Source organism: Streptomyces anandii JCM 4720, assembly GCF_014650655.1.
Classification (GTDB): Bacteria; Actinomycetota; Actinomycetes; order Streptomycetales; family Streptomycetaceae; genus Streptomyces; species Streptomyces anandii.
Window position 1 is genome coordinate 84022 of the sequence record NZ_BMVJ01000013.1, and the last position, 5511, is coordinate 89532.

The window sequence follows — 5511 nt, forward strand, 5'->3', positions numbered from 1 at the left end:
CCCTCACCCCCGTGCACCCCGGCTGGGACGGCGCGCCCCGCCCCGGCTGGCTCACCGGCGTCGACGACCTCGCCCTGGCCTATCTGCACCTCCTTGCCGACCGGGGCCTTGACGACGTCCTGGTCGTCGGTTCCTCGCTCGGCGGCTGGATCGCCGCCGAGATGGCCGTGCGCGACAGCGCCGGACTCATCACCGGACTGGTGCTGATCGACGCGGTCGGCGTGCACGTGCCGGGAGAGGCGCCGACCGACGTCTTCACCCTCGACCCACGCGGCCTGGCCGAGCACTCCTGGCACGACCCGGACGCCCACCTCGCCGACCCGGCGGGCCTCTCCGACACCCAACTCGCCGCCCGTCGGGCCAACATGGCCACCATGCGCCTCCTGGCCGGCGACCCCTACATGCACGACCCCAAGCTCCTGCGCCGCCTCGGGCGCGTCCGCACCCCCGCCCTGCTGGTGTGGGGCGCGAGCGACCGTGTCGTCACACCCGCCTACGGGGCGGCCTACGCCGCCGCCTTCGGCGACGGCAGGATCGAGGTCGTCGCCGAGGCGGGGCACCTGCCGCACATCGAGCGGCCGGATGCCACGTTCGCCCTGATCGACGCCCACCTGCGCCGCACGAGGGGCGCTGCGACGGTCGCCGCGGCGGCCGGTGCGGCGCCTCGTGCGACCGCCGGCACGGCCACCCGTACGACGGCCTGACCCGGCCGCCGGGCTTTTGGGCCGTGCCGGAAGGGGCACGCGGTGGGGATACGACCCCCGAGCCGAGGAGCGGTGTCAGCGATGGCCGAGTACGAACGTTCACGCACCATGCCGGCCCAGCCCGAGCAGGTCTTCGACCAGGCCGCCAACGTCTCCCAGCTCGACGCGTGGCTGCCGGACGCCCTGCACGTGCGGGCGCAGGAGCCGCCCGCCGTCACGGTTCACGAGGACCGCACCGACGAGGACACCTCGGCCCTGATGCGCGCCGAGCGCGACCAGATGCGCATCGAATGGGGCACCCGCGAGCAGGGCGGCTACGCGGGCTGGCTCCAGGTCGCCGGGATCGGCAGCGGCGCCAGCGAGGTGACCGTCCACCTCTCCTTCTTCGAGGACAGCCACGACCCCGGCGAGCGGGCCGCCGGCGACGCCCTCGACGGCAGCCTGCGGCGGCTGGAGGAGCAGGTGCGGCTGCGGGTGGACAACGCGGCCGGCTGACCGTGACGCGGCCGGCCGGTCGACGGCCGGCCGGTCAGGCGACCCGGTCCGGCACCCGGCCGGTGACGCGCTCGCGGTACTCGTCCGGGTAGCGCTCGGTGAACTTGACCGCCCAGATCAGCAGCACGACCGGCACCACCCAGTTCAGCCAGTCGCTCGCGGTGGGCGCGCGCACCGCGAGCCAGGTGGAGACGGCCATCACCGCGAACACCGCGCCCCACACCGAGGTCAGCACGACGTTGATGTGCCGGAAGACGGGCGAGTGCCAGTACTCGCGCGGGGTGACCTGGCGGGCGTACTGCGCGGTGAACGGGTCGAAGAGGAGGGAGGCGAAGGCGACGACGGCCACCGCCGCGTTGGAGATCACCTGGGCGTAGGTCTCCAGCCAGATGAGCTGGTGCCGGTCCAGCGCGAGCGCGAGGACGGTGATGACGGCGAAGAACACGATGGCCGTCAGGTCGAGGATGTAGAGCCTGCCCCGGGCGATGTCCCTCGCGGACAGGCCCACGGCGGCGATGAGCGCCGCCAGCGCGGCGTACTCCCACGTGCTGGGACTGGCCACGACCCCGAAGACGATCCACGGGACGAAGGAGTAGAAGACACTGGCGCCGCCGGCCGGGGGGCGCGCCGGGGCCTCGGTCGCCACCTGCTGCTGTTTCATGACACCGTCCCATCCGGCCGTGAACACGCCACGGTGTGCGGTCCGCTGACGGGACCGCACATCGTGGCTTCAGTGAGCTGGATCAGTTTCAGCGACCGCCACCGTGGCCGCCACCGCCGTGGTCACCGCCACCGCCGTGGTCACCACCGCCGTGGTCACCGCCGCGGCCGTAGTCGCCGTGGTCGCCGTGGTCGCCGTGGTCGCCGCCGCGGCCGTAGTCGCCGTGGTCGCCGTGGCCGTAGTCGCCGCGGTGGTCACCGTTGTCGTCGCAGTTGTCCCACCAGTCGCCGTTGTGGCGGTTGTGGTCGGAGCAGTCGCGGCTGAAGCTGTAGTGGTTGTTGGAGTAGTGGCTCGAGTCGTGAGCCGAAGCGGTCCCCGCTGCGCCGATCGCCGCGCCACCGGCCAGCAGAACGCCGGTTGCCGACACCGCGAAGAGGCGCTTAACGCGCTGTGCTCGCATGGGTATACCTTTCTTTCCCATCGTCTCGCGCGAAGAACGGCGCGAGAGTGATGGCCGCGGCCGCCAGGTGAGATGTGCGGCGCGGTCTCAGGCGTCGCCGCTGAATGTGAGAAGCACGTCTCGGTCCCGACACCGCCGGCCGCCCGCGTCGCATTCCGCGGGCGAGCGCTGCGGCAACGGGCCCCCGTTGTGGAGACCTCGCCGGACGGGGCGTGCCCCGGTTGCGGCTCTCACTGGTAGACGCTAGTCGCCGCTTCGCGGGTCGGCATCTCGAGCGGGCGCCCCGGGCAACACCGGGTTATAAGCGGGCATAACGGGCGGATTGCCGGGCAGACGCACAGACGCACAAGGGGGTGCGTCACATGTCCACGGGAACACTTCTAGCGATCATCATCCCCATCGTCGTCGTACTCGCCCTGATCGCCGTGGCGGCCTCGCTGCTGACCCGGCGCCGTCGCCTCCGTGGCCGCTTCGGCCCGGAGTACGACCGGACGGTGGAGGGCGCCGACAGCCGCCGGGCCGGTGAGCGTGAGCTCAGGGCCCGCGAGAAGCGGCACGACGCCCTGGACATCAAGCCGCTGCCCGTGGGTGCGCGCGAGCGCTACACGCAGGAGTGGAGCAGTGTCCAGCAGGAGTTCGTCGACCGGCCCGAGGACGCGGTGCACGACGCCGACCGGCTGGTCACCTCGCTGATGCACGAGCGCGGCTACCCGACCGAGGGCTTCGAGCAGCAGGCCGAGGACCTCTCGGTCCGGCACGGCCGGACCCTCGAGCACTACCGGGCCGCCCACGAGGTCGAGACGCTCAGCACCCGCAGCAGGGCCACGACCGAGCAGCTCAGGGGCGCGATGGTGCACTACCGCGCGCTCTTCGACGAACTGCTCTCCGACGGAGGCCGCGCCCAGCACGCACCCTCCTGACCGCGCCCGCCACCGTCCCGACCGCCGGCCGCCCAAGGGGCCGGCCGGCAGGGAGGAAGCCATGCACAGCAACGAGGAACCGACCCGCGCGGGCGGCGCCCTGTCCACCGAGGACCTGGCCCAGCCACCCGGCGCCCCGGCACAGAGCGGCGTACGGCAGGAGACCACCGGGCCCCCGGCACCCGTCTACCCGGGAGAGAGCACGGGGGAGGCGACCGCCCCGCAGCCGACCCCGGACGGCGCCACCGGCGCGGACACCGCCGGCCCGGCAGCCGCCCCCCGAACCGCGGACACCGCCGGCCCGGCAGGCACCTCCGGAACGGCCGCCACCACCGGTGCCCCGGGAGACACCCACACCCAGGATGCCGCCGAGGAAGGGGCGGCCCCCGCACTGCTGACCGCCGACGAGGAACAGAGCTTCCGCGACCGCTGGCAGGAGATCCAGGGCCGCTTCGTGGACGACCCCCGCGAGGCCGTGCACTCCGCCGACGGCCTGGTCGCCGACGTCATGCGGACGCTGGCCACGACCTTCGCCCGGCACAAGCAGGACCTCGAGGGCCAGTGGAGCCAGGGGGAGCGGGTGGACACGGAGGACCTGCGCAGGGCGCTGCGCCGCTACCGCTCGTTCTTCAACCGGCTGCTCAGCACCTGAGCGCCGGCCGCTTCCCGGACGTATCGCCGGGCGCCGCACGGGTAGACGGTGCGGCGCCCGGCGTGTCGTGCACCGGGTGGAGGGTGCTGAGAGACGATGGGGCGTGCCTCGACGGCCAGGGGGCCGCGGGGCCGGGCTCGGGACGGAGGGGCTGCGGTGGACCAGCGGGTCACGGGGCAGTGGGCGGGGCAGGAGGCCGACCGGCGGCGGCTGGTCCCCCGCACCGACGCCGTACTGCGCGACCCCCGCCTGGTGGACGCGTCGGCGCGGCTCGGCCCCGGGCCGGTCAGGGACGCCGTACGGCGGGCGCAACAGCGGGCACGCGAGGGAGCCGTCGCGCCGGAGGATGTTGCCGACACCGCCGTCGCACTGCTGCCACGCACGGCCGGCGGGCTGCGCCCGGTGATCAACGCCACCGGAGTGCTGCTGCACACCAACCTGGGCCGGGCGCCCCTGTCGGCGGCGGCCCGGCAGGCCGTGCAGGAGGCCGCGGGTCCCACCGACGTCGAGCTGGACCTCGAGACGGGGGTACGGGCCCGCCGCGGCCGTTCCGCGCTCGGCGCGCTGCGCGACCGGGTGCCCTCGGCCGGCGCGGCGCACGTCGTCAACAACGGCGCCGCCGCCCTGGTGCTCGCCGCGACCGCGCTGGCCGCCGGCCGGGAGATCGTCATCAGCCGGGGCGAGATGGTCGAGATCGGGGACGGCTTCCGGCTGCCGGACCTGCTGGTCTCCACCGGCGCCCGGCTCCGCGAGGTCGGGACGACCAACCGCACGAGCACCGCCGACTACGCCGACGCGATCGGCCCGCAGACGGCGTTCGTGCTGAAGGTGCACCCCTCCAACTTCCGCATCACCGGCTTCACCCGGGCCGCCGAGGTCGGGGAGCTGTCCGGGCTGGGCGTGCCCGTGGTCGTCGACATCGGCTCCGGGCTGCTCGCCCCGCATCCGCTGCTGCCCGGAGAGCCTGACGCCGACAGCCAGTTGAGGTCCGGGGCGGCGCTGGTGACCGCGAGCGGGGACAAGCTGCTCGGCGGCCCCCAGTGCGGACTCCTCCTCGGCGAGGAGGGTCTCGTACGGACGCTGGCCCGGCACCCGCTGGCCCGCGCCCTGCGCGTGGACAAGCTGACCCTGGCCGCCCTGGAAGCCACCCTCACCGGCCCGGACACACCGACCGCCGAGGCCCTCGCCGCCGACCCGGCCGAGCTCACCCGCCGGGCCGCCCGGCTCGCCGCCGCCCTGAGCGACGCCGGAGCCGACGTACGGGCCGTGCCCTCGGCGGCCACGGTGGGCGGCGGCGGCGCGCCCGGCGTGACCCTGCCCAGCGCCGCACTGTCCCTGCCCGAGCACTACGCCGCCCGGCTGCGCACCGGCCCCGTGCCCGTGGTGGGGCGCCTGGAGTCGGGACGGTGCCTGCTGGACCTGCGGTCGGTGCCGGCCGGCGACGACGAACGGCTGGCCGCGGCCGTGCGGTCGGCCGCGGAAGGATAGGGGGGCGCGATGCGGGTGCTGGCCACCGCCGGCCACGTCGACCACGGCAAGTCCGCCCTGGTACGGGCCCTGACCGGGATGGAACCCGACCGCTACGAGGAGGAGCGCCGCCGCGGACTGACACTCGACCT

Annotated in this window: 8 protein-coding genes; 6 read left to right on the top strand and 2 right to left on the bottom strand. The window is 74.5% G+C overall.

Annotated elements, in window-relative coordinates:
- Both IE249_RS23065 and IE249_RS23070 read left to right on the top strand, forming a co-directional pair.
- Positions 1-704: alpha/beta fold hydrolase (locus IE249_RS23065; protein WP_229859073.1), on the top strand; the 704-nt coding region annotated here is incomplete at its 5' end.
- A gap of 81 nt (positions 705-785) precedes the next feature.
- Entirely contained in the window at positions 786-1199 is a 414-nt protein-coding gene (locus IE249_RS23070) for an SRPBCC family protein (protein WP_189707440.1), read from the top strand.
- A gap of 34 nt (positions 1200-1233) precedes the next feature.
- On the opposite strand, the gene IE249_RS23075 is transcribed toward IE249_RS23070, so the two are convergent.
- Positions 1234-1860 (bottom strand): hypothetical protein, encoded by a 627-nt coding sequence (locus tag IE249_RS23075; RefSeq protein ID WP_189707442.1) that lies wholly within the window; start codon positions 1858-1860, stop codon positions 1234-1236.
- An 88-nt stretch (positions 1861-1948) separates the two neighbouring features.
- Positions 1949-2320: a hypothetical protein gene (locus tag IE249_RS23080; RefSeq protein WP_189707650.1), complete on the bottom strand. Its 372-nt coding sequence runs from the start codon at positions 2318-2320 to the stop codon at positions 1949-1951.
- A gap of 362 nt (positions 2321-2682) precedes the next feature.
- Here IE249_RS23080 and IE249_RS23085 point away from each other — a divergent pair, with 362 nt between their 5' ends.
- From IE249_RS23085 to IE249_RS38230, 4 genes are all read left to right on the top strand, one after another.
- Complete coding sequence (locus IE249_RS23085) at positions 2683-3240, top strand: hypothetical protein (protein ID WP_189707444.1); 558 nt, start codon at positions 2683-2685, stop codon at positions 3238-3240.
- Between the two features lie 61 nt (positions 3241-3301).
- A complete protein-coding gene (locus tag IE249_RS23090; protein WP_189707446.1) occupies positions 3302-3892 on the top strand; it encodes a hypothetical protein in 591 nt (196 codons plus the stop codon).
- A gap of 156 nt (positions 3893-4048) precedes the next feature.
- The gene (selA, locus tag IE249_RS23095; RefSeq protein ID WP_229859075.1) at positions 4049-5380 is read left to right on the top strand and encodes an L-seryl-tRNA(Sec) selenium transferase; all 1332 of its coding nucleotides are present in this window, start codon (positions 4049-4051) and stop codon (positions 5378-5380) included.
- Between the two features lie 9 nt (positions 5381-5389).
- The coding region (locus IE249_RS38230; RefSeq protein ID WP_229859114.1) for a P-loop NTPase family protein at positions 5390-5511 on the top strand (122 nt) is incomplete at its 3' end.